17 protein-coding genes are annotated in these 20,911 nt (G+C 71.8%); 13 read left to right on the top strand and 4 right to left on the bottom strand.

The features are described 5' to 3' along the window. The 9 genes from ACFY3C_RS37305 to ACFY3C_RS37265 all read left to right on the top strand — a co-directional run. On the top strand, positions 1–440 hold a 440-nt coding region (locus tag ACFY3C_RS37305; RefSeq protein WP_390773993.1), incomplete at its 5' end, for a DUF3459 domain-containing protein. Then, on the top strand, positions 437–2,155 hold the full coding sequence (treS, locus tag ACFY3C_RS37300; protein ID WP_390773992.1) for a maltose alpha-D-glucosyltransferase: 1,719 nt from the start codon (positions 437–439) through the stop codon (positions 2,153–2,155). The genes ACFY3C_RS37305 and treS, both read left to right, overlap by 4 nt. Positions 2,156–2,185: 30 nt before the next feature. Continuing rightward, entirely contained in the window at positions 2,186–3,550 is a 1,365-nt protein-coding gene (locus tag ACFY3C_RS37295) for a maltokinase (RefSeq protein ID WP_386578663.1), read from the top strand. 4 nt (positions 3,551–3,554) lie between these two features. Further along, a complete protein-coding gene (gene glgB, locus ACFY3C_RS37290; RefSeq protein WP_390773991.1) occupies positions 3,555–5,762 on the top strand; it encodes a 1,4-alpha-glucan branching enzyme in 2,208 nt (735 codons plus the stop codon). Positions 5,763–5,852: 90 nt separating this feature from the next. Then, on the top strand, positions 5,853–6,941 hold the full coding sequence (locus ACFY3C_RS37285) for a glutamate--cysteine ligase (protein ID WP_390773990.1): 1,089 nt from the start codon (positions 5,853–5,855) through the stop codon (positions 6,939–6,941). Positions 6,942–7,130: 189 nt separating this feature from the next. After that, complete coding sequence (locus ACFY3C_RS37280; RefSeq protein WP_390773989.1) at positions 7,131–9,035, top strand: AMP-dependent synthetase/ligase; 1,905 nt, start codon at positions 7,131–7,133, stop codon at positions 9,033–9,035. Between the two features lie 160 nt (positions 9,036–9,195). Next, the gene (locus tag ACFY3C_RS37275; RefSeq protein WP_386578659.1) at positions 9,196–9,630 is read left to right on the top strand and encodes an ATP-binding protein; all 435 of its coding nucleotides are present in this window, start codon (positions 9,196–9,198) and stop codon (positions 9,628–9,630) included. Positions 9,631–9,849: 219 nt separating this feature from the next. Beyond that, positions 9,850–11,226: an NAD(P)/FAD-dependent oxidoreductase gene (locus tag ACFY3C_RS37270; RefSeq protein WP_390773988.1), complete on the top strand. Its 1,377-nt coding sequence runs from the start codon at positions 9,850–9,852 to the stop codon at positions 11,224–11,226. A gap of 123 nt (positions 11,227–11,349) precedes the next feature. Continuing rightward, positions 11,350–13,566: an FUSC family protein gene (locus tag ACFY3C_RS37265; RefSeq protein ID WP_390773987.1), complete on the top strand. Its 2,217-nt coding sequence runs from the start codon at positions 11,350–11,352 to the stop codon at positions 13,564–13,566. Between the two features lie 7 nt (positions 13,567–13,573). Here the strand turns inward: ACFY3C_RS37265 and ACFY3C_RS37260 are convergent, their stop codons facing one another. Continuing rightward, positions 13,574–14,428: a SigB/SigF/SigG family RNA polymerase sigma factor gene (locus ACFY3C_RS37260; protein ID WP_390773986.1), complete on the bottom strand. Its 855-nt coding sequence runs from the start codon at positions 14,426–14,428 to the stop codon at positions 13,574–13,576. A gap of 154 nt (positions 14,429–14,582) precedes the next feature. Between ACFY3C_RS37260 and ACFY3C_RS37255 the strand changes: the two genes are divergently transcribed. Together ACFY3C_RS37255 and ACFY3C_RS37250 are read left to right on the top strand one after the other, a co-directional pair. Continuing rightward, positions 14,583–14,825 carry a hypothetical protein gene (locus ACFY3C_RS37255; RefSeq protein WP_390773985.1) on the top strand — a complete coding sequence of 81 codons (243 nt, stop codon included), beginning with the start codon at positions 14,583–14,585 and terminating at the stop codon, positions 14,823–14,825. Positions 14,826–15,083: 258 nt separating this feature from the next. Beyond that, the gene (locus tag ACFY3C_RS37250; RefSeq protein WP_386578654.1) at positions 15,084–15,542 is read left to right on the top strand and encodes a cyclic nucleotide-binding domain-containing protein; all 459 of its coding nucleotides are present in this window, start codon (positions 15,084–15,086) and stop codon (positions 15,540–15,542) included. A 4-nt stretch (positions 15,543–15,546) separates the two neighbouring features. Here the strand turns inward: ACFY3C_RS37250 and ACFY3C_RS37245 are convergent, their stop codons facing one another. Together ACFY3C_RS37245 and ACFY3C_RS37240 are read right to left on the bottom strand one after the other, a co-directional pair. Beyond that, positions 15,547–16,857 (bottom strand): MFS transporter, encoded by a 1,311-nt coding sequence (locus ACFY3C_RS37245; protein WP_390773984.1) that lies wholly within the window; start codon positions 16,855–16,857, stop codon positions 15,547–15,549. Positions 16,858–16,999: 142 nt separating this feature from the next. Further along, a complete protein-coding gene (locus ACFY3C_RS37240; RefSeq protein WP_386578652.1) occupies positions 17,000–17,614 on the bottom strand; it encodes a LysE/ArgO family amino acid transporter in 615 nt (204 codons plus the stop codon). Between the two features lie 66 nt (positions 17,615–17,680). Between ACFY3C_RS37240 and ACFY3C_RS37235 the strand changes: the two genes are divergently transcribed. Beyond that, the gene (locus tag ACFY3C_RS37235) at positions 17,681–18,565 is read left to right on the top strand and encodes a LysR family transcriptional regulator ArgP (RefSeq protein WP_386578651.1); all 885 of its coding nucleotides are present in this window, start codon (positions 17,681–17,683) and stop codon (positions 18,563–18,565) included. 218 nt (positions 18,566–18,783) lie between these two features. Here ACFY3C_RS37235 and ACFY3C_RS37230 read toward each other — a convergent pair whose 3' ends face one another. Continuing rightward, positions 18,784–19,503, bottom strand: a complete 720-nt coding sequence (locus ACFY3C_RS37230; RefSeq protein ID WP_386578650.1) for a TetR/AcrR family transcriptional regulator — start codon at positions 19,501–19,503, stop codon at positions 18,784–18,786. A 135-nt stretch (positions 19,504–19,638) separates the two neighbouring features. Here ACFY3C_RS37230 and ACFY3C_RS37225 point away from each other — a divergent pair, with 135 nt between their 5' ends. After that, positions 19,639–20,859, top strand: coding sequence for a saccharopine dehydrogenase family protein (locus ACFY3C_RS37225; protein ID WP_389176931.1), 1,221 nt, complete (start codon positions 19,639–19,641; stop codon positions 20,857–20,859). Positions 20,860–20,911 lie beyond the last annotated feature (52 nt).

Raw genomic sequence — 20,911 nt, 5'->3', positions numbered from 1 at the left:
ACCTCGACTCGGAGAAGTACCAGCTCAAACCCCGCGACTGGGACGCCGCCGCACGCGAGGACCGCACCCTCGCCCCCCTCATCACCAAGCTCAACACCATTCGCCGACGCCACCCCGCGCTACAGCGCCTGCGGAACCTCCGCTTCCATCCGACCGACAACGACAACGTGCTCGCCTACAGCAAGAGCACGGGCCCGGACACGGTCATCGTGGTCGTCAATCTCGACCCGCACCACACCCAGGAGGCCTGGGTCTCGTTGGACATGCCGCAACTCGGCCTGGACCGGAACGCTGCCCTGTCCGTGCACGACGAACTGACAGGTGAGACCTACCACTGGGGCAGGACCAACTTCGTGCGCCTCACGCCCGGCCGGACGCCGGCGCATGTGCTCCACGTCGGGCGATCGAAGCCACAGATCGGAGGGCCCTCAGCGTCATGACTGTCAACGACCCCGTGCCGGACACCTTCGAGGACACTCCCGCCAAGGACCGGGACCCGGAGTGGTTCAAACGCGCCGTCTTCTACGAGGTACTCGTCCGCTCCTTCCAGGACAGCGACGGTGACGGCATCGGCGACCTCAAGGGTCTGACCGCCAAGCTCGACTACCTGCAGTGGCTCGGCGTGGACTGCCTCTGGCTGCCGCCGTTCTTCAAGTCACCCCTGCGGGACGGCGGTTACGACGTCTCCGACTACACCGCCGTCCTCCCCGAATTCGGTGACCTGGCCGACTTCGTGGAGTTCGTGGACGCCGCCCACCTGCACGGCATGCGCGTCATCATCGACTTCGTCATGAACCACACCAGCGACCAGCACCCGTGGTTCCAGGAGTCCCGCAAGAATCCCGAAGGCCCCTACGGCGACTACTACATGTGGGCCGACGACGACAAGCAGTACGAGGACGCCCGGATCATCTTCGTCGACACCGAGGCCTCCAACTGGACCTTCGACCCGGTGCGTGGCCAGTACTTCTTCCACCGCTTCTTCTCGCACCAGCCGGACCTCAACTACGAGAACCCGGCGGTGCAGGAGGAGATTCTGGCCGCGCTGAAGTTCTGGCTCGACCTCGGCATCGACGGGTTCCGCCTCGACGCGGTCCCCTATCTCTACGCGGCCGAGGGCACGAACTGCGAGAACCTGCCGGCGACCCACGAGTTCCTCAAGCGGGTGCGCAAGGAGATCGACGCCCAGTACCCCGACACGGTGCTGCTGGCCGAGGCCAACCAGTGGCCGGAGGACGTCGTCGACTACTTCGGCGACTACGCCTCCGGCGGCGACGAATGCCACATGGCCTTCCACTTCCCCGTCATGCCCCGCATCTTCATGGCCGTCCGCCGCGAGTCCCGCTACCCCGTCTCCGAGATCCTCGCCAAGACCCCCGCCATCCCCGCCACCTGCCAGTGGGGCATCTTCCTGCGCAACCACGACGAGCTGACCCTCGAAATGGTCACCGACGAGGAACGCGACTACATGTGGGCCGAATACGCGAAAGACCCGCGCATGCGCGCCAACATCGGCATCCGCCGCCGCCTCGCCCCCCTGCTCGACAACGACCGCAACCAGATCGAACTGTTCACCGCCCTGCTGCTCTCCCTGCCCGGCTCACCGATCCTCTACTACGGCGACGAGATCGGCATGGGCGACAACATCTGGCTCGGCGACCGCGACGCCGTGCGCACCCCCATGCAGTGGACCCCCGACCGCAACGCCGGATTCTCCTCCTCCGACCCCGGCCGGCTGTTCCTGCCCACGATCATGGACCCCGTCTACGGCTACCAGGTCACCAACGTCGAGGCCTCCATGTCCTCGCCGTCCAGCCTGCTCCACTGGACCCGCCGCATGATCGAGATCCGCAAACAGAACCCCGCCTTCGGACTCGGCACCTACACCGAACTGCAGTCCTCCAACCCCGCCGTCCTCGCCTTCCTCCGCGAACACGGCGACGACCTGGTGCTGTGCGTGCACAACTTCTCCCGGTTCGCACAGCCCACCGAGCTCGATCTGCGGGTCTACGACGGACGGCACCCCGTCGAGCTGATCGGCGGCGTGCGCTTCCCCGCCATCGGTGAACTGCCCTACCTGCTGACCCTCGCGGGCCACGGCTTCTACTGGTTCCGGCTCACCCGAGTCGCATCCCGCATCGGCCGCCGCCGCTGAGCAGCGGCGCCGAGGAAAGGACGCGTCACCATGCCGAAGACCATCACCCACCGGCCGAGAGCCGCGAGGGGCACCGACCGGCCCCTGGCCTCGCTGAGCGGGCTGCTGCGCGAATGGCTGCCCCTGCAGCGCTGGTTCGCGGGCAAGGACCGGCCCGTCACCGATCTGTCGCTGCTGTCCATGAGCGAGCTGTTCCCGGGATGTCTGCACCTGCTGGTCCACGCCTCGCACGCGCCAGTGCCCACCCCCGGCGGCACACCGCCGCCCGGCGACTGCTACCAGCTGCTCCTGGGCGTGCGTGAGCACCTCGCACCGCGGCTGGAGCGGGCCTACGTCGGCCGGGTCGAGGAGGGTCCGTTCGCCGGCCTCGCCGTGTACGACGCACTGCAGGACCCGCGCTCGGCCCATCTGCTCCTGGAGCGGCTGCGGCAGCCCGGCACATCGGGTCCGCTGTGCTTCGAGAAGACCCCGGGCGTCCAACTGCCCGGTGGCCTCCCGCCGAGGCTGCTGGAGGCCGAGCAGTCCAACTCGTCGATCGTCTACGGAGACGCGTACATCCTGAAGCTCTTCCGGCGCATCCAGCCGGGCGTCAACCCCGACCTAGAGGTGCCGGGCGCGCTGGCCGCACAGGGGTGTGCGCGGGTACCGGCGCCGGTCGCCTGGTTCAGCACGAGTGCTCCGAGCCCGGCCACGCTGGGCGTCCTGCAGCCGTTCCTGCCGGACGCCACCGACGGCTGGACGCTGGCGCTGCGCGCGCTCGCCACGGGTGACGACTTCACCGCCGAGGCCCGGGAGCTGGGCCGGGCCATGGCCGAGGTGCACCTCGCGCTGGCCGACGCCTTCCCGCCGGCCGGGCCGGGCGAGCGGGGCCGTACCGCGGAGGCGATGTGCGCGCGGCTGGACGCGGCCACGCACGCGGTGCCCGCGCTGCGGCCCTTCGTACCGGGCCTGCGGGCCGCGTTCGGTGCGCTGGCCACGTGCGACACCGGGCCGCCGGCCCAGCGCATCCACGGCGACATGCACCTCGGGCAGGTGCTGCAGGCAGGGCGCGACTGGTTCGTCATCGACTTCGAGGGCGAGCCGTCCCGGCCGCTGGCCGAGCGGCGGGCCGCGCAGTCCCCGGTGCGGGACGTGGCCGGGATGCTGCGCTCCTTCGACTACGCGGCCCGGCAGCGCCGCCCCTGGCGGCCGGAGTGGGCGCGCCGCTGCCGCGAGGCGTTCTGCGCGGGCTACGCGGCCCGCGCCGGGTGGGATCCACGCAAGAAGCACGCGCTGCTGCGCGCGCACGAGACGGACAGGGCGGTGTACGAGGTGCTGTACGAGGCGAGACACCGTCCGGACTGGCTACCGGTTCCGATGGCCGCGATCCAGCGGCTCGCGGTGTGGGGAGGCTGACGTCATGACCCGTAACGACACCGCACTTCCCCGGCCGGCGGGACCCGCTCCGTCCGCGGCCGCCCCGCTCGATCAGGGCGACCGCGACCGTCTGCTGGGCGGCGCGCACCACGACCCGCACGCCCTGCTGGGCGCCCACCCGGTGGCGGGCGGCACGCTGTTCCGGGCGCTGCGCCCGAACGCCCGCAAGGTCAGCGTCGTCGTCGACGGGATGCACAGCGCGCTGGCGTCGGAGGGCGGCGGTCTGTTCGCCGCCGTGCTGCCGTACGACGAGATCCCGTCGTACACGCTCCATGTCGCGTACGACGACGGTGAGCAGGAGGCGGAGGATCCGTACCGGTTCCTGCCCGCCCTCGGCGAGCTGGACCTGCACCTGGTCCGCGAGGGCCGGCACGAGCAGCTGTGGCGGGCGCTCGGCGCCGAGCCCATGACCCATCAGGGGGTTGCAGGCACCCGCTTCACCGTGTGGGCGCCGAACGCCCGAGGAGTCCGGGTCGCGGGCGACTTCACGTACTGGGACGGCACGCAGTACCCGATGCGGTCGCTCGGCGCGTCGGGCGTGTGGGAGCTGTTCCTGCCGGGCATCGGCGAGGGCGCCCGGTACAAGTTCGAGATCACCTCCCGCCACGGCGACCGGTTCCTGAAGGCGGACCCGATGGCCCGCCGTACGGAGGTCCCGCCCGCGACCGCCTCGGTCGTCGCGGTGTCTCGGTTCGAATGGGGCGACGCGCAGTGGATGGCCCACCGGGGCGACACGCCCGTGCACGAGGCGCCGTTCTCCGTGTACGAGGTCCATCTGCCCTCCTGGCACCCAGGACTGACGTACCGCCAACTCGCGGACGAACTGCCCGCCTACGTCAAGGAGATGGGCTTCACCCATGTCGAGCTGATGCCGGTCGCCGGGCATCCCTTCAGCGGCTCCTGGGGCTACCAGGTCACCTCCTACTACGCGCCCACGCCCCGCCTCGGCTCCCCCGACGACTTCAAGTACCTGGTGGACGCGCTGCACCGGGCCGGCATCGGCGTGATCATGGACTGGGTGCCGGCCCACTTCCCCAAGGACGACTGGGCGCTGGCCCGGTTCGACGGTGAGCCGCTGTACGAGCCCGGGGACTGGCGGCGGGCCGAGCATCCGGACTGGGGCACGTACGAGTTCGACTACGGGCGGACCGAGGTGCGCAACTTCCTCGTCGCCAACGCCGTGTACTGGTGCGAGGAGTTCCACATCGACGGGCTGCGGGTGGACGCCGTCGCCTCCATGCTCTACCTCGACTACTCGCGGGACTCCGGGCAGTGGGCGCCGAACGTCTTCGGCGGGCGGGAAGATCTGGACGCGGTGGCCTTCTTGCAGGAGATGAACGCCACCGTCTACCGGCGCTGCCCGGGCGTGGTCACCATCGCCGAGGAGTCCACCGCCTGGGACGGGGTGACCCGGCCGACGGACAGCGGCGGGCTCGGCTTCGGGCTGAAGTGGAACATGGGCTGGATGCACGACTCGCTGGAGTACATCCGGCACGAGCCGGTGCACCGCAAGTACCACCACCACGAGATGACCTTCTCGATGGTGTACGCGTACAGCGAGAACTACGTCCTGCCGATCTCCCACGACGAGGTCGTGCACGGCAAACAGGCCCTGGTGTCGAAGATGCCGGGCGACTGGTGGCAGCAGCGCGCCAACCACCGCGCCTACCTCGGCTTCATGTGGGCCCACCCCGGCAAGCAACTGCTCTTCATGGGACAGGAGTTCGCCCAGGGCGCCGAGTGGTCCGAGGCGCACGGCCCCGAGTGGTGGCTGCTGGACGAGGACTACCACTCCGCAGGGGACCACCGGGGCGTACAGCATCTCGTCCGGGACCTGAACACGCTGTACCGGGCCACCCCGGCGCTGTGGCAGCGGGACACGGATCCGGGCGGTTTCCGGTGGGTGCAGTGTGACGCGGCGGACGACAATGTCTTCGCGTTCCTGCGGTTCGACACCGGGGGATCTCCTCTGCTGGCGGTGTCGAACCTCTCCCCCGTGGTCCGTGGTGACTACCGTCTCTGGGTCCCTGACGAGGTCCCCGCCTGGCAGGAGGCGCTGAACTCGGACGACGCGCGCTATGGCGGCAGCGGTGTCGGCGTCGGCGCTCCGGGAGCGATCAAGCCCGAGGACGGGTTCCTCCGGCTCACGCTGCCGCCGCTCGCCACTGTCTGGTTGACGCCCGTGCGCTGAACCCACAGGTGTCGGCTGCCCGCTCCAAAGGGCAGTCAGGGTCGTACAGACTTACGACTGCTCCTCGTCATGAACAGAAGGGCGGCCCACGTGCGCACTGTCGGAGTGGAGGAGGAACTCCTTCTGGTCGACCCGGACAGCGGGGAGCCGAAGCCGCTGTCGGCCGCAGTCCTCGCCCGTGCCACCCAGGACGATCCCGGACAGGACGTGTTCCAGAAGGAATTGTTCGGGCAGATGCTGGAGTTCGCCACGCATCCGCAGGCGGACATGGCGGACCTCGGCGCCGAGATCGTGCGCTTGCGCAAGGAGGCGTCCCGGCTGGCCGGTGAGATCGGCTGCGCGGTCGCCGCGCTCGCCACGTACCCGATGCCGGTGACGCCCTCGCTCACCGTGCACGAGCGCTACCAGTGGATGGCCGGGCGGTACGGGATGACCACCCACGACCAGCTCGTGTGCGGCTGTCATGCACATGTTTCGGTGGAGTCCGACGAGGAGGGCGTCGCCGTCCTCGACCGGATCCGGCCGTGGCTTCCGGTGCTCCTGGCGCTGAGCGCCAACTCGCCGTTCTGGCAGGGCCGGGACACCGGCTACGTGAGCTACCGCGGCCGGGTGGTGCGGCGTTGGCCGCAGGCGGGGCCGAACGAGCTGTTCGGCTCGGCCGAGCGGTACCACCGGCTGGTGCGGGACATGGTGGCCAGCGGGGTCATCCTCGACCGGGGGATGCTGTACTTCGACGCGCGCCTGTCCGCGAGCTACCCGACGGTGGAGATCCGGGTGGCGGACGTGTGCCTGCGCGCGGACACCACCGTCCTGATCGCCACGCTGGCCCGTGCCCTGGTGGAGACGGCGGCCCGCGAGTGGCGGGCGGGCCGGCCGCCGCTCGACCACAGTGTGAGCCTGCTGAGGCTCGCCGCCTGGCAGGCCGCCCATTCCGGCCTGGACGAGGACCTGTTGGACCCCGTGACCATGCTGCCCCGGCCCGCGGCGGAGGCACTGTACTCGCTGCTGGAGCACACCGGGGACGCGCTCACCGACAGTGGTGACGCGGCCGGTGTCGAGGAGGCCGTCGCCAGGGTGCTGCGCCGGGGCAACGGCGCTCGCGAGCAGCGGCTGCTCATGGAGCGGACGGGCAGCCTGCGGGACGTCGTGACCGCGTGTGTGCGGCACACCCAGGACTGAGGGGCGGTCGGCCGGGGTCCGGGTTCAGGTGACTCGTGTGCTCAACGGCCGCTGGACACGCACAGATCATCAGCGGATCACGACTTGCCTGTTCCTGGCCCCGAAACCGCTTGCCTGGGCTACATTCGAGCACCGCCGGCAACTGAGCCGACCGGCGGAGTCACCCTCCGTACACCTCGGGAGCAGTGCATGCGCGACGACGCCCTCGCTCCGGCAGCCGTACCGCCGATGACCGGCGGGCTCGCCGACAGCGTCTTCGAGACCGCGCACCGCAGTCCGACGCTGCCCCTCCTCGCGCGGCGCACGGATGCGGCGCCCGGCGTGTGGGAGGAGGTGACGGCGGTCGAGGTGCGGGACGAAGTGGTCGACCTGGCCAAGGGCCTGATCGCCGCGGGGATCTCCCCGGGCCACCGGGTGGCCCTGATGGCGCGGACCCGTTACGAGTGGACGGTGTTCGCCCACGCGCTGTGGACCGTCGGCGCGGAGGTCGTACCGATCCACCCGGCGTCCTCACGGGACCAGGTGGAGTGGATCCTGCGGGACGCCAACTGCGTGGCCGTGGTGGTGGAGGACGAGCAGGGCGTCATGACGGTCGGCACCGTGTGCGCGGGGCTGCCCCGGCTGAAGCACGTCTGGCAGCTGGACGCGGACGCTCTGGCCCGGCTGGCCGAGCAGGGTGCGCTCATTCCCCTGACCACGGTGGAGTCGCTGCGCCGGATCGTGCTGCCGGACGCGACGGCGGTCATCGCCTACACCTCGGGCACCACCGGCCGTCCGCTGGGCTGCGCGCTGAGCCACCGCGGCCTGGCCCACCCGTGCGACATCCTGCTCGCCGGCTGGGGGCACACCGCGGCACCCCCGGGCGAACAGCCGTCGGTGCTCGCCTTCCTGCCCTTCTCCCATGTGTACGGGCTCATGATCCAGGTGATCTGCGTACGCGGCGGGGTCCTGATGGCGCACGAGCCGGAGATGACGGCGGAGGCCCTCGCATCGGCGCTGCGCACGTTCCGGCCGACGTACCTGTACGGCGTGCCGTCGGTGTTCGAGAAGCTGTACAAGACCTTCCTGAGGACCGCTCAGCAGGCGGGCCGGGGTGCGCTGTTCGAGCGGGCGTCGCAGACCGCGCGGGACTTCGCCGAGGCGGAGGAGCGCCGGCGGCTGGGCCTCGGGCCGGGTCCCGGGTTCGATCTGCGGCTGCAACACGCCCTGTACGAGCGGACGGTGTACCGCAGGCTGCGGGCCGCGCTCGGCGGGCGCGCCGTACGGGGCACCTCGGGCGGCTCCTCGCTCAGCCGGGAACTGTCCCTGTTCTACGAGGGCATCGGGCTGTACCTGCACGACGGTTACGGGCTGACGGAGACCTCCGGCGGGATCACCATGCAGCCGCTGGGCCGGGAGAAGTCCGGGACCGTGGGCCGGCCGCTGCCGGGCACCGAGGTCCAGGTGGCCGACGACGGCGAGATCCTGGTGCGCGGCGCGTCGGTGTTCCAGGGCTACATCGGCGACGAGGCGCGGACGCGGGCCACGCTGTACGGCGGCTGGCTGGCCACCGGGGACATCGGACGGCTGGACTCCGAGGGCTATCTGACGATCACCGGCCGGAAGAAGGACGTGATCGTCACCAGCAGCGGCAAGAGCGTGGCGCCGGCCCCGCTGGAGCAGCGGCTGCGCATGCATCCGCTGGTGCACCAGGCGGTGGTCGTCGGCGACGACCGGCCCTGCGTGGGGGCCCTGATCACGCTGGACCCGGAGTTCCTCGCGCACTGGCGGGCCGGCCTGGCCCTGCAGGGCGAGTCGCCGAGCCGGGAGGCCCGGGAGGAGAACGCGCTCAGGGAGGAGATCGCGCGGGCCGTCTCCTCGGCCAACAGTGCGGTGTCCCGCTCGGAGTCCATCAGGGTCTACCGCGTCCTTGCGGAGCCGTTCGCCCCGGACAACGGGCTGCTGACACCGTCCATGAAGCTGCGCCGGGACGCCATAGCGCGCCACTATGCCGCCGAGATCGACGCGATGTACGAGGCCCGGTCGCGCGCGGCATGGCGGCCGGGTCCCGAGGAGCCGGCCGACTGGGACGAGTCGGACAACGTCTTCCGCTAGGAGTTCCGCCAGGAGGTGCAGGTACGGAGCCCAGGTGGCCGGGCGGACGGGTAACCCGGCCCGGCTGGGGGAACCCGCAGCAGTGGAGTGATCAGCAACGACGACCGCCCTGGTCGCGAGGGGCCGCCGGCCCCGACCGGACGGGGCCGGGGAATGCGAGATGGCGACGGAGCCGCGTGGGGACGACACACCGCCCTCGGAGGAGTGGGCCGAGCGGGCGTTCTCCTTCCCCGGTGAGCTGCGCAATGTGACGGGGGCGCGGCTCGCCGCGGAGGAGTTCCTGTGCGCCCTCGCCCGGGACGCGCCGCCCGGCGCGCCCGAGTGCTGGGACGACATCCTGCTGGTCGTCACGGAACTGGCCGCCAACGCCGTCCAGTACGCCCCCGGGCCCTTCGGTCTGCGGATGCGCCGCACCTTCGACGGGGTGCACGTGACGATGCACGACACCAGCACCACCCGGCCCGAGCCGCGGCCCTTCCAGCCGAGTGCGGGCGGCGGCGGGATCGGCTGGCACCTGGTGCACACGCTGTGCAGTCAGGTGAGCGTCGTCGTCGAGGACCAGGGCAAGGACATCCACGTGTTCCTGCCCTGGTGACAGGGAACGCCGCACGCGTGGTGCCCATGAGTACGACGTGTATCTGTGCGAGATCGGGTTACTACGGGCTTCAGCAGGGGCATGCTGGTGCCCACGCGTTCGTCTGCCTGCCGCACCCGGCTGGCGGAACGGCTCGGGGCACGGTGGGATCGGTGTGGCCGCAGCGATCCCGGGCACGCGAACGACGTCGAGTCGGACCGCCTGGAGCCGCAGAGAGGGATGAACACCGTGACACGACCCAGGATCCTGGTGGTTGGCGCAGGCTTCGCCGGAGTCGAGTGCGTCCGCCGCCTGGAGCGGAAACTCACCTCGGACGAGGCCGACGTCACTCTGGTGACGCCGTTCTCCTACCAGCTCTACCTCCCCCTGCTGCCCCAGGTCGCCTCCGGTGTGCTGACACCGCAGTCGATCGCCGTCTCACTGCGCCGCAGCAAGAAGTACCGCACCCGGATCATCCCGGGCGGTGCGATCGGCGTGGACCTGAAGTCCAAGGTCTGTGTCATCCGCACCATCACCGACGACGACGTCAACGAGCGGTACGACTACCTCGTGCTGGCGCCGGGCAGCGTGACCCGCACCTTCGACATCCCGGGGCTCACCGAGCACGCCTTCGGGTTGAAGACCCTCGCCGAGGCCGCCTACATCCGCGACCACGTCATCTCGCAGCTGGACCTCGCGGACGCCAGCGACGACCCGGCCGAGCGGGCCGCGCGGCTGCAGTTCGTGGTGGTCGGCGGCGGCTACGCGGGCACCGAGACCGCGGCCTGTCTGCAACGGCTCACCCACGCGGCCGTGCAGCGCTATCCGCGTCTCGACCCGAACCTGATCAGGTGGCACCTCATCGACATCGCGCCCAAGCTCATGCCGGAGCTGGGCGACAAGCTGGGCCGCAGCGCGCAGGAGATCCTGCGGCGGCGCGGCATCGACGTCTCGCTGGGTGTGTCGATCGACAAGGCCGGAGCCGAGGAGGTCACGTTCACCGACGGCCGGGTGGTGCCGACGCATACCCTCATCTGGACGGCCGGTGTGGTCGCGAGCCCGCTGATCGCCACGCTCGGCGCGGAGACGGTCCGCGGCAGGCTCGCGGTCACCTCCGAGATGACCGTGCCCGGTCACGACGGGGTGTTCGCACTCGGCGACGCGGCCGCCGTGCCCGACAAGGCGAAGGCCGAGGAGAACGCGGTCTGCCCGCCCACCGCCCAGCACGCCATGCGCCAGGGCCGGAGGGTGGCCGACAACGTCATCGCGACCCTGCGGGGCGAGCCGCTGTTGCCGTACGTGCACAGGGACCTGGGCCTCGTCGTCGACCTCGGCGGCAAGGACGCCGTGTCCAAGCCGCTGGGCATCGAGCTGCGGGGCGTGCCCGCGCAGGTGGTGGCTCGTGGCTATCACTGGTCGGCGCTGCGCACCAACGTCGCCAAGACCCGCGTCATGACCAACTGGCTGCTGAACGCGGTCGCCGGCGACGACTTCGTCCGCACCGGCTTCCAGTCCCGCAAACCGGCCCGGCTGAAGGACTTCGAGTACACGGACAACTATCTGACACCGGAACAGGTCCGCGCCCGGGCGGAGGGCGGCGACGCCGCGAGTTCCTGATGTAGCAGGTCGGCCGGGGGCAGGCGGGCCGGGCCGCCGTGCCATGCTGGAGCGGAGATCAAGTTCTGGCACGGGAGAGAGCGCGGCGGCGTGAGGGCAGCGGTTCGGTCGGGGTGGGCACGGATGTGGGACCGGCTCGCTGCGTCCGATCCCGGACTGCTGCGGCTCACCGCGGGTCTGCGCACGGTGGCCGCCATCGTCCTCACCCTCGCCGTGCTGGCCCTGCTGCGGGTCCCGGTCCCGCAGCTCGTCGCGGGCGCCATGGCGTCGATGGTCGCGACCTTCGCCCTCCGCGAGAAGCAGCGCTCCCGGCAGGCCGTCACCCTCGCGCTGGGCCTGCCGGTGGCGCTCGCCTCGGTGTCGCTGGGTGCGCTGCTGAACCAATGGGTCGTCGTGGGCGACGTGTTCTTCGTCGTGCTCATCTTCTGTGCCGTCTACGGCCGCCGGTTCGGCGACCGCGGCACGGCGCTGGGCCTCATCGGCTTCCAGATCTACTTCCTCTCCCTGTTCGTGCACGCGACCACGGCCACGCTGCCCGCCCTGTACGGCGTGATCACCGTGGCGTTCGTGTGCAGCGCCGCCGCCCGCTTCGTCCTGCTGCCCGAGACCCCGGCGGGCACCCTCGACCGGCTGCGCCGCGCCTTCCGGGCCCGGCTCGGGCAGCTGATCGCGACCCAGATCGAGCTGCTGGACGCCGGTCCCGACGAGGTCGAGAAGGTGCTGGCGCACCTGCGCACCGGCACCGCCCGGCTGCACGAGACGGCGCTGATGATCCAGGGCCGGCTGGAGGAGGGCACCGCCGACGAGGCGACGGCACGGTTGCTGCAGCGCCGTATCGCGGACGCCGAGATCGCCGCCGAGCGGCTCGGGCTGCTGCTGCTCACCGCGCGCAGTGCCGAACGGACGGACACGCTCACCCTGCATCTGCCCGGCGCGCCGCTCCCGTCCGGCGGCGAACTACCGGTGCGGGACGAGGCGACGGCGGTGCTGCGCCGGGACCTGGAGGCGCTGCGCCTGCTGGTGCTGCGCCCGGCCGACGAGGCCTCGGGGACCGCGCTGGCACAGGTGCGCAACCGGCTGCTCGGCTACCGCGAGGAGGAGAACCTGCCCAAGGCGTCCCCGGCCGTACAGGACGTCTTCCGGGGTCTCGGCGAGGCCGCGCGGGCCGTCCTCGGGCTGCGGATCGCCCTGGACGGGCCGCAGGACGAGTCCGACGACACTCCGGCGACGGCCCGCTCCCGCGAGGAGTTGGACGCCGAGGACGCCGCCATCGAGAGCGGCGACGAGGCCGAACCCGAGAAGCCGGAGCCGACCGGGCTCGGGCGGCCCACCACCCGGGCCGCCGTGCAGGTGGCCGTCGGTTCGGCCCTCGCCATCGCGGGCGGTGAGCTGCTGTCCAGCCAGCGCTGGTACTGGGCGGTGCTGACCTGCTGGATCGTCTTCCTGAACACGGCGTCCACCGGCGAGATCCTGGTGAAGGGCTACCGGCGGCTGGTCGGCACGGTCCTCGGGGTGGTGGCCGGCATCGGGCTCGCGGGACTGGTCGGACACCACACCTGGACGGCGTTCGCGCTGGTGCTGGTGTGCATCTTCGCGATGTTCTTCACCGCGCCCCTGTCCTACACGCTGATGTCGTTCAACGCGTCGGCAATGCTGGGGCTGCTGTACACGCTGCTGAGCACCTACAGCGTGTCGGTGCTGGTGCTGCGCGTGGAGGAGACGGCGCTGGGCGCGGCCGCCGGGGTGATCGCGGCGGTGGTGGTGCTGCCCGTCCACACCGACCGGCGCACCAACGACCTGCTCGTCGATGTCCTCGACAAGCTGGCGGACGTCACCCGGGCCGCCATGGACCAGCTGAGCGGTGCGTCGCCGGCCGACCTGGTGGACCAGGCCCGCGACCTGGACCAGGCGCTGGCCGACCTGCACGCCGCCACCCAGCCGCTCACCCACCCGATCGCCCCGCAGCGCGGCCGCCGGGACACCGCCCGGTACGTGGTGGCCCTGCTGGAGACCTGCGCCTATCACGCGCGTTCGCTCGCGGCCACGGCCGAACTGCTGCCGACGCACCCGTCGATCGCGGCGGATCCGCGGCTGCGCGGGGCCGGCCGGCGGATCGTGCACAACATCGAGGCGATCGCCGCGCACGTCGCCGACCCCCGCTCGACGGCGGGGATCGAGACCGGCCCCAGCATCGCGTCGATGCTGGAACCTGGCACCCTGCGCACCCCGCGCTACGGCCGGGTCACCGACCGGGTGCTACGGCATCTGCAGCGCCTGGACGAGGCGGTGTCGGGTCTGGCCCGGCCGCTGGGTATCACGCGGGAGCGGTCGAAGAAGTGACGGCCGGTCATCCGGCGGTCCGGCCGCCCTGCCGCGGTCCCAGTGCGACGGCACGGACGCGGGCGCAGCTGCGGCTGATGAGCCGGGAGACGTGCATCTGGGAGATGCCGAGCCGGTCGGCGATGCGGCTCTGCGTCATGTCCTCGAAGAAGCGCATGTAGAGGATGGCCCGCTCCCGCTCGGGCAGCCGGCGCAGCCCCTCCTTGGCGGCCTCGCGGTCGACGACGACGTCGTACGAGGCGTCCGCGGCACCCAGCGTGTCGGCCAGGCTCTGGCTGTCGTCGCCGGTGGGCAGCTCGGCGTCCAGCGAGAGGGTGCTGAAGCTCTCCAGTGCCTCCACGCCCTCGGTGACCTGGTCCTCGGTGAGGCCGGTGTGCGCGGCGATGTCGGCGGCGGTGGGTTCGGGGGCGCCGGGGCGCTGGATGAGTTCGCGACGGGCCAGGCGCACCCGGTTGCGCAGCTCCTGCACCCGGCGCGGCACCCGCACGGCCCACATCCGGTCCCGGAAGTGCCGCTTCACCTCGCCGGTGATGGTCGGCACGGCGTAGCTCTCGAAGGCCCCTCGGGAGGGGTCGTACCGGTCGATGGCCTTGACCAGGCCGAGCGCGGCCACCTGGCGCAGATCCTCGGTGGACTCCCCGCGGTCGCGGAACCGGCCGGCGATCCGGTGGGCCATGGGCAGCCACTCGGTCGCCAGTTCGTCTCGTACGGCCTCCCGTTCGGGGCCGTCGTCCAGTTCCACGAGCCGCGCGAAGAGGGCCACGGTGTCGGGGGCGTCGTCATGGGTCCGCCGCACTGAGGCGACGGAGGCGGAGTCGGTGTCGGGCGTACCCGTACGGCTTGTCAACGTGTCGGTCAGCATGCGCGATCGCTCCTGAAGGTGGCTGCAGCGCGGCGGACTGGGGGTGCGCCTGCCCGGCCGCCCGGGTGGCAAACGCCGCTTGCCGGAACTTCGGCCACCGGCTTCGGCACGGCGCTACCGGGATCAGTGGGCGCGGTCCGGGTACCCGGACCCCATGACCGACTGTGTGGACGCGGACGAGTTGTTGCGGCGCATCCGGCTGGGCCGGGACCGAGCGGCCGAGCAGGAACGAGCCTGCCGGGAGCGGTCGCGGGGGCTGACGGTGACCGATCCGGACGCGGCGAGGGAGGCGTCCGCGCGGGCACTGGCGTACGAGGCGGTGCGGCTGGTACTCGAGGAGGTGGTCGACCCGGGCGGACCACCCCTGGAGCCGACCGGAGTGAAACAGGTCACGTGACCGGCTCCCGATTGGGTGAATTTCCGGGAGATGGTTTACCGTTCATCAATAAGTGGTGACGGAGTCGACCGTAACCGTCCTCCCTTGCCACCGCATACGGCCCTGGCTGGCTTCCCCCGTCCAGCCAGGGCTTTTTCATGCCTCCGCGGCACATTACCGACAGAAAGTCGCGTCCTTCGAGGTGCCCCGGACGGCGGCAGCGGCTGAAATGGGCTTGGGGAAACCGCCCCAACCGCTGCCGGCGAGGAGTCCCGCGCCATGACCAAAGCGATAAAACTGCTGACCGCCCTCCCGCAGGCCCAGCGCGAGCGGCTGATGGAGCTGGCCAAGGAGGTGTCCTTCCCGGAGGACACCCGCATCTTCGAGGCGGGCGGCACCGCCGACCGCTTCTGGGTGGTCCGCTCCGGCGCGGTCCACCTGGACCAGCAGGTCACCTCCCGGCAGCGGGTCACCGTGGCCACGCTCGGCGCGGGCGACATGCTCGGCTGGTCCTGGCTGTTCCCGCCGTACGAGTGGGACTTCGGCGCCGTGGCCTTCAGCAACGTCCGGGCCTACGAGTTCGACGGACCGTCGGTGCTGGCGCTCTGCGTGGAGGACCCGCTGCTCGGGCTGTCGCTGGTGCGCACGGTCGCCGAGGTCCTCGCCCACCGCCTGGAGACGACGCGCGGCAAGCTGATGGAGCAGTACACGATCCGGCGGCGCAGCGGCCCCCTGTAGGCCCTCAGATCCGGTAGCGCCGCAGCGCCGGGACCGCCGCTGCGAGACCCAGCATGACCGCCACCACCAGCGCGCCGCCGCCCGCCACGGCCGCCCTGGGGCCGAACGCCGAGCCCGCGGTGCCGTGCAGCACGTCGGCCAGGCGCGGACCGCCCGCGACGACCACGGTGAACACCCCCTGCATCCGGCCGCGCATCTCGTCGGTCGCGGCCGAGAGCAGGATCGCCCCGCGGAACACCATGGAGACCATGTCGGCGACCCCGGCCGCGGCGAGGAAGGCCACGGCCAGCCAGAGGTTGCCGCTCAGCCCGAACCCGGCGACGGCCACGCCCCAGCCGACGACCGCGCCGATGACCATCCAGCCGTGCCGCCGCGCCCGCGAGAAGACGCCGGAGAACAGGCCGCCGAGCACCGCGCCGACCGGGATCCCGGCGAACAGCACACCGAGCGCCAGCCCTTCGCCGTAGGAGCCGTACGTCTGCGCGGCCAGCTGCGGGAACAGGGCGCGGGGCATGCCGAAGACCATGGCCACGATGTCGGCCAGGAACGAGAGCAGCAGCACCTTGTGCCCGGAGATGTAGCGGAACCCGGCCGCGATCTCGCGCACCCCGGCCCGGCGGGCCGGCCCGTCGCCCAGCGGGGGCAGCGCGGGCAGCCGGAACACCGCCCACACGGTGACGCACAGCGCCAGCGCGTCGATCAGGTACAGCTCGGGCAGCCCGATGACCGGTATCAGCGCGCCGGCCAGCAGCGGACCCGCGACGAGGCCGGTCTGCATCACCGTCGAGCCGAGCGCGCCGGCCGCCGCCAGCTGCTCGGCCGGGACGAGGCGGGCGATCGAGGCAGTGCGGGCCGGGGAGTTGAGGCCGAAGAACGCCTGCTGCACGGCGAGCAGCAGCATGAGGACCACGACGGAGTCCAGGCCGGTGACGGCCTGCGTCCAGAACAGCACCGAGGTCACGGCGATCCCACTGTTGGTGACCAGCAGCAGCTTGCGCCGGTCCACCGTGTCGGCGACCGCCCCGCCCCACAGCGCGAACACCACCATGGGCACCAGACCCGCGAGGCTGGCGTAGCCGACCCAGGCCGAGGAGTGGGTGATGTCGTAGATCTGCTTGGGTACGGCGACGGCGGTCAGCTGGCTGCCGACGGCGGTGACGATGGTCGACGACCACAGCCGCCGGTAGGCGGGGATGCGCAGCGGCCGGGTGTCCATCGCCCAGCGGCGCCAGCCGCGCCGGGGCGGGGCCTGGGCGGCCGGGCTGTCGGTCCCGGTGTCGGCGTCAGGTTCGGCGCTGCTCTCGCTCGTGTCCACGGGCTTCCTGGTTGCTCGATACATCTTTCGATTTCGAGCTTCACTATGGCAGCAACTTCTGTGCCTGCCGAACCGGTTGTTCCAGGGTCCGGTGCCTTAAGGATCCGGTGTCTCAGGATCCGGTGTCTCAGGATCCGGTGCCTCAGGATCCGGCGAGGAGCGTGGCGCCGAGCGCGAGCATGGTGACGGCGACCAGACCGTCCAGGACCCGCCAGGCGGTGGGCCTGGCGAGGAAGCGGCCGAGCAGCCGCGCGCCGAAGCCGAGCGCGGCGAACCAGCACAGGCTCGCGAGGGCGGCGCCGAGCCCGAAGGTCCAGCGCAGCGGGCCGCGGTCGGCGGCGAGGGAGCCGAGCAGGAACACGGTGTCCAGGTAGACGTGCGGGTTGAGCCAGGTCATCGCCAGGCAGGTCAGGATCGCGCGCCGCCGTGAGCCCACCGCCTCGCCCTCCGCGCGCAGACCGGTGCCGGGCCTGAGGACGCGGCGGGCGGCGAGGGCGCCGTAGCCCAGCAGGAACGCGCCGCCGATGAGCCCGACGGCCCGTACCGCGCCCGGCCAGGCCACCACCACGGCCCCGACCCCGCCCACGCCGAGGGCTATGAGCAGCGCGTCGGACAGGGCGCAGATGCCGACCACGGCGAGGACGGCGTCGCGGCGCACCCCCTGGCGCAGGACGAAGGCGTTCTGGGCGCCGATGGCGACGATCAGGGAGAGGCCGGTGCCGAATCCGGCGGCCGCGGCGGTCAGTGCGTGGTTCATGCCGTCGACGTTAGGCAAACGATCACTGCAGGTACAGCTAAAGATTCTTACGTATCCTTAGCGCTCGTGATGGAGGAGCTTCCCCTGGAGCAGGTGCGGACGCTGCTCGCCGTGGTGGACGAGGGCACGTTCGACGCGGCGGCCGCGGCCCTGCATGTGACGCCGTCGGCGGTCAGCCAGCGGGTCAAGGCGCTGGAACAGCGCACCGGCCGGGTGCTGCTCCAGCGCACCAAGCCGGTGCGCCCGACGGAGTCCGGGGCGGTGCTGGTCCGGTTCGCCCGGCAGCTGGCCCGGCTGGAGCGGGACGCGCGCGACGAGCTGGGCCTGAGCGGTGCCGGCGAGCCGACGCGGGTGTCGGTCGCGGTGAACGCGGACTCGCTTGCGACCTGGTTCCTGGGTGCGCTCACCCGGGTGGAGGGGCTCTGCTACGAGCTGCACCGGGAGGACGAGGCCCACACGGCGGCGTTGCTGCGCGAGGGCCTGGTGATGGCGGCCGTGACCTCCTCGCCCGACCCGGTGCCCGGCTGCTCGGTCCGCCCGCTCGGCCGGATGAGGTATGTGGCCGCGGCCGCACCGGGATTCGCCGAGCGGTACCTGGACGGGCCGCTGCGGGATCTCCTGCCGGAGGCTCCCGTCGTGGTCTTCGACCGCAAGGACGACTTCCAGGACGACTTCGTGCGACGGCTGGGCGGCACGGGCGCCGGCCGACTGCGGCACTACGTGCCGTCCTCGGGGGGCTTCGCCGACGCGGTCGCCGCGGGCCTCGGCTGGGGCATGATCCCGGAGCCCGAGGCCCGGCCGCTGCTGGACGAGGGCCGCCTCGTCGTGCTCGCGCCGCGGGAGTGGTTCGACGTCCCGCTGTACTGGCAGCAGTGGAAACTCGACTCCCCCGCGCTGGCGGCGCTGGCCGAGGCGGTGACGGCGACGGCGGCCGAGGCACTGCGCCGGTGACGGCGGCGGTCAGGGCGCCTGTGGGTCCAGGGGGTGTCGTTTGGATCACCCCGGCGTCGCGGGGTCTGGCACGCACATCTGCCGCGTTGCCGTCACTCGCCGACTCCCCCACGCTCGGCTGCGCTCGCGCGGGAGGACCCCCATCGCGTCGACTCCCTCCCCCGCCCTGCATCTGCACGCACCAGACCCCGCTCGGGTCGGCCGGTCCGCACTGTTCGTCATGGCCGGCCTGATCCGAACGACACACCCAGCCGCCCGGCCGCGCTGTCCAGCAGCATCTCCAGGGCCGTCGGGTAGGCGCTGGTGACCATGCGCCGGGCCAGCAGCGGGGCCGCCTCGGCGATGCGGGGGTGGGTGGCGCGGGGCAGCCGGGCGTAGGTCGAGTGCCACTTGTCCTCGTCGGCCCGCTGGGATGCGCTCGGCAGGGCCAGGGACGCGGCGTCGAGCGCCGCGAAGGCCAGCGTCTGGTCGATGAAGGCGTGGTAGACGCGGACGGTCTCCGGCAGGGAGAACCCGGCCGTGCGCAGGACGTCCAGGACCGCCTCGTCGGCGGCCAGTTCCTGGGCGCGCCCGGTGACCCGGTTGGCGGTCAGCAGCGCCGCCTGCGGGTGGGCGACGTACGCGGCGTGGATGCGCAGCCCGATCGTCCGCAGGTCCGCCCGCCACTGTCCCGTCGGCTCCCAGCCCGCCAGGGCCTGACCGATGAGCGCGTCACCGATGGCCAGCGTCAGGTCGTCCATGCCCCGGAAGTACCGGTACAGCGTGCTGGGGTCGCAGTCCAGGGCGAGGCCCAGGCGGCGGGCGGTGAGCCCGGTGCTGCCGTGCTCGCGCAGCAGACGCAGCGCGGTCTCGACGATCAGCGGCTCGGACAGCACGGTGCCGCTGCGGGTCGGACGGCGCCGGCGGCGCTTCTCCTCGGGCACCACGGGCTTGGGCACGACGGATCCTCCCTGCGCTCCCCGCTCCCCTTATGCCAACGCCATTGACCTTACGCCATGCCCCGGCGTTGGATTCCGGGCAAGGCGCGCCTGCCCCGTCCCCCGTTACGTTCGTGTCAGGCAGGGAGTTTCGTCATGCGTGTACTGCTCGTGGGAGCCGGCGGTGTGGGCACCGCCATCACCCGGATCGCGGCCCGGCGCCCGTTCCTCGACCTGATGGTGGTCGCCGACTACGACCCCGCCCGGGCCGAGGCGGCGGTCGCGGCCCTCGGCGACGCCGAAAGCCGGTTCCGCGCCGAGCGCGTGGACGCCTCCGACGAGGCCGCAGTGGCCCGGCTGCTCGCCCACCACGGCTGCGACGTCCTGCTCAACGCCACCGACCCGCGCTTCGTCATGCCCCTGTTCCGCGCGGCACGCGCCGCCGGCGCCGGCTATGTCGACATGGCGATGTCCCTGTCCCGGCCGCACCCCGAGCTGCCGTACGAGGAGTGCGGGGTCAAGCTGGGCGACGAGCAGTTCGCGCTGGCCGAGGAGTGGGAGAAGGCGGGGGCGCTCGCCCTGGTCGGCATGGGCGTGGAGCCCGGACTGTCGGACGTGTTCGCCCGCCACGCGGCCGACGAACTCTTCGACACCATCGAGGAGATCGGCATCCGCGACGGCGCGAACCTCACCGTCGACGGCCACGACTTCGCACCCTCCTTCAGCATCTGGACCACCATCGAGGAGTGCCTGAACCCGCCGGTCGTGTACGAGGCCGGGCGCGGCTGGTTCACCACGCCCCCGTTCAGCGAGCCGGAGGTGTTCGACTTCCCGGAGGGCATCGGCCCCGTGGAGTGTGTGAACGTCGAGCACGAGGAGGTGCTGCTGGTGCCGCGCTGGGTCGGCGCGCAGCGCGTCACCTTCAAGTACGGCCTGGGCGGGGAGTTCATCGAGACGCTGAAGACCCTGCACCGGCTGGGACTCGACCGCACCGAGCCGGTGACCGTGCCCGGCCCGGACGGACCGGTCGCCGTCTCGCCGCGTGACGTGGTCGCCGCGTGCCTGCCCGATCCGGCGACGCTGGGCGACCGGATGCGCGGCAAGACCTGCGCGGGCACGTGGGTGCGCGGCACGAAGGACGGGGCGCCGCGCGAGGTGTACCTGTACCACGTCGTCGACAACCAGTGGTCCATGACGGAGTACGGCTGTCAGGCGGTGGTGTGGCAGACGGCGGTCAACCCGGTCGTCGCCCTCGAACTCCTCGCCACCGGCGCCTGGTCGGGCACCGGCGTCCTCGGCCCGGAGGCCTTCCCCGCGCGTCCCTTCCTCGACCTGCTGACCGAGTACGGCTCCCCGTGGGGCGTCCGGGAACAGTGATGCGGCCGGCATCCGCTGTTTCACCGCGCATCGACAGGTGACCCGAAGGCGA

Origin of the sequence: Streptomyces sp. NPDC001410 (assembly GCF_042895235.1) — a bacterium.
Taxonomy (GTDB): Bacteria; Actinomycetota; Actinomycetes; order Streptomycetales; family Streptomycetaceae; genus Streptomyces.
This window is presented reverse-complemented; position numbering and strand designations above follow the sequence as displayed.

Bases quoted from the DNA above. Each gene is read 5' to 3' on its own strand.
- glgB (WP_390773991.1), top strand. From the start codon at position 3,555: ATGACCCGTAACGACACCGCACTTCCCCGGCCGGCGGGACCCGCTCCG.
- ACFY3C_RS37280 (WP_390773989.1), top strand. From the start codon at position 7,131: ATGCGCGACGACGCCCTCGCTCCGGCAGCCGTACCGCCGATGACCGGC.
- treS (WP_390773992.1), top strand. From the start codon at position 437: ATGACTGTCAACGACCCCGTGCCGGACACCTTCGAGGACACTCCCGCC.
- ACFY3C_RS37240 (WP_386578652.1), bottom strand. From the start codon at position 17,614: ATGAACCACGCACTGACCGCCGCGGCCGCCGGATTCGGCACCGGCCTC.
- ACFY3C_RS37265 (WP_390773987.1), top strand. From the start codon at position 11,350: ATGTGGGACCGGCTCGCTGCGTCCGATCCCGGACTGCTGCGGCTCACC.
- ACFY3C_RS37295 (WP_386578663.1), top strand. From the start codon at position 2,186: ATGCCGAAGACCATCACCCACCGGCCGAGAGCCGCGAGGGGCACCGAC.
- ACFY3C_RS37275 (WP_386578659.1), top strand. From the start codon at position 9,196: ATGGCGACGGAGCCGCGTGGGGACGACACACCGCCCTCGGAGGAGTGG.
- ACFY3C_RS37255 (WP_390773985.1), top strand. From the start codon at position 14,583: ATGACCGACTGTGTGGACGCGGACGAGTTGTTGCGGCGCATCCGGCTG.
- ACFY3C_RS37225 (WP_389176931.1), top strand. From the start codon at position 19,639: ATGCGTGTACTGCTCGTGGGAGCCGGCGGTGTGGGCACCGCCATCACC.
- ACFY3C_RS37260 (WP_390773986.1), bottom strand. From the start codon at position 14,428: ATGCTGACCGACACGTTGACAAGCCGTACGGGTACGCCCGACACCGAC.
- ACFY3C_RS37250 (WP_386578654.1), top strand. From the start codon at position 15,084: ATGACCAAAGCGATAAAACTGCTGACCGCCCTCCCGCAGGCCCAGCGC.
- ACFY3C_RS37270 (WP_390773988.1), top strand. From the start codon at position 9,850: ATGAACACCGTGACACGACCCAGGATCCTGGTGGTTGGCGCAGGCTTC.